Here is a 2,868-nt window from a genome sequence, read left to right on the forward strand (position 1 = left end):
TACAACAACTGTTTGGGTGTTGTATAGTCAAGCCTCACGAGCAATTAGTATTGGTCAGCTTCATGCATCACTGCACTTCCACATCCAACCTATCAACGTCGTAGTCTTCAACGGCTCTTTAGAGGACATAAAGTCCTAGGGAAATCTTATCTTGAGGTAGGCTTCCCGCTTAGATGCTTTCAGCGGTTATCCCTTCCGAACATAGCTACCCGGCGATGCGACTGGCGTCACAACCGGTACACCAGAGGTTCGTCCACTCTGGTCCTCTCGTACTAGGAGCAGATCCTCTCAAATTTCCAACGCCCACGGTAGATAGGGACCGAACTGTCTCACGACGTTCTAAACCCAGCTCGCGTACCTCTTTAAATGGCGAACAGCCATACCCTTGGGACCTGCTTCAGCCCCAGGATGAGATGAGCCGACATCGAGGTGCCAAACACCGCCGTCGATATGAACTCTTGGGCGGTATCAGCCTGTTATCCCCAGAGTACCTTTTATCCGTTGAGCGATGGCCCTTCCATACAGAACCACCGGATCACTAAGACCTACTTTCGTACCTGCTCGACTTGTGGGTCTCGCAGTTAAGCGCGCTTTTGCCTTTATACTCTACGCGTGATTTCCGACCACGCTGAGCGCACCTTCGTACTCCTCCGTTACTCTTTAGGAGGAGACCGCCCCAGTCAAACTACCCACCAGACATGGTCCTCGCTCCAGATCATGGAGCAGAGTTAGAACCTCAATATTACCAGGGTGGTATTTCAAGATTGGCTCCACCGAAACTAGCGTCTCGGTTTCAAAGCCTCCCACCTATCCTACACAAGTAAGATCAAAGTTCAATGTCAAGCTGCAGTAAAGGTTCACGGGGTCTTTCCGTCTAGCCGCGGGTACACCGCATCTTCACGGCGAATTCGATTTCACTGAGTCTCTGCTGGAGACAGCGCCCCCATCATTATGCCATTCGTGCAGGTCGGAACTTACCCGACAAGGAATTTCGCTACCTTAGGACCGTTATAGTTACGGCCGCCGTTTACTGGGGCTTCGATCAAGAGCTTCGCTTACGCTAACCCCATCAATTAACCTTCCAGCACCGGGCAGGCATCACACCCTATACGTCCACTTTCGTGTTTGCAGAGTGCTATGTTTTTAATAAACAGTTGCAGGGGCCTGGTTTCTGTGGCTGCTCTCAGCTCAGGAAGCAAGTTCCATCACCAAAAGCAGCGTACCTTCTCCCGAAGTTACGGTACCATTTTGCCTAGTTCCTTCAGCAGAGTTCTCTCAAGCGCTTTGGTCTACTCGACCTGACCACCTGTGTCGGTTTCGGGTACGATTCCTGTGTAACTGAAGCTTAGAGACTTTTCCTGGAAGCATGGTATCAGCCACTTCACTGTACAAGTACAGCTTGCTATCAGTTCTCAGCATAGAGCACCCCGGATTTGCCTAAGATGCATGCCTACAACCTTCCACCTGGACAACCAACGCCAGGCTGACTTAACCTTCTCCGTCCTCTCATCGCATTACACAGAAGTATTGGAATATTAACCAATTTCCCATCGACTACGCCTCTCGGCCTCGCCTTAGGGGTCGACTCACCCAGCCCCGATTAACGTTGGACTGGAACCCTTGGTCTTTCAGCGAGCGAGTTTTTCACTCGCTTTGTCGTTACTCACGTCAGCATTCGCACTTCTGATACCTCCAGCAGACTTCTCAATCCACCTTCATCGGCTTACAGAACGCTCCCCTACCACGCATAATAAATTATGCATCCGCAGCTTCGGCATATAGTTTTAGCCCCGTTACATCTTCCGCGCAGGCCGACTCGACTAGTGAGCTATTACGCTTTCTTTAAAGGGTGGCTGCTTCTAAGCCAACCTCCTAGCTGTCTATGCCTTCCCACATCGTTTCCCACTTAACTATAATTTTGGGGCCTTAGCTGGCGGTCTGGATTGTTTTCCTCTTGACTACGGACGTTAGCACCCGCAGTCTGTCTCCCGGATAGTACTCATTGGTATTCGGAGTTTGCATCGGTTTGGTAAGTCGGGATGACCCCCTAGCCGAAACAGTGCTCTACCCCCAATGGTATTCGTCCGAGGCGCTACCTAAATAGCTTTCGGGGAGAACCAGCTATCACCAAGTTTGATTAGCCTTTCACCCCTATCCACAAGTCATCCCCTGGCTTTTCAACGACAGTGGGTTCGGTCCTCCAGTTAGTGTTACCCAACCTTCAACCTGCTCATGGATAGATCACCTGGTTTCGGGTCTATACCCAGCAACTAATGCGCCCTATTAAGACTCGGTTTCCCTACGGCTCCCCTATTCGGTTAACCTTGCTACTGAATATAAGTCGCTGACCCATTATACAAAAGGTACGCAGTCACCGAACAAGTCGGCTCCCACTGCTTGTATGCATGCGGTTTCAGGATCTATTTCACTCCCCTCACAGGGGTTCTTTTCGCCTTTCCCTCACGGTACTGGTTCACTATCGGTCAGTCAGGAGTATTTAGCCTTGGAGGATGGTCCCCCCATATTCAGACAAGGTTTCACGTGCCTCGCCCTACTCGACATCATCATATAAGCCCTTTCGTGTACAGGACTATCACCGTCTACGGTCGCACTTCCCAGAGCGTTCCACTAGAACTTATATGACTTAATGGGCTCTTCCCCTTTCGCTCGCCGCTACTGAGGGAATCTCAATTGATTTCTTTTCCTAAGGGTACTGAGATGTTTCACTTCCCCTCGTTCGCCTTGCATGACTATGTATTCATCATGCAATACCTACCTTATGGTAAGTGGGTTTCCCCATTCAGACATCTCCGGATCACAGGATATTTGCCGCCTCCCCGGAGCTTTTCGCAGGCTATCACGTCTTTC

At 50.5% G+C, this 2,868-nt stretch carries 1 rRNA gene; it reads right to left on the reverse strand.

The features are described from left to right. Positions 1–23 precede the first annotated feature (23 nt). Positions 24–2,868 (reverse strand): 23S ribosomal RNA (locus GVV58_RS15065); the annotation flags it as partial.

Source organism: Acinetobacter sp. 18QD2AZ41W, from assembly GCF_009829025.1.
GTDB classification, from domain to species: Bacteria; Pseudomonadota; Gammaproteobacteria; order Pseudomonadales; family Moraxellaceae; genus Acinetobacter; species Acinetobacter pseudolwoffii.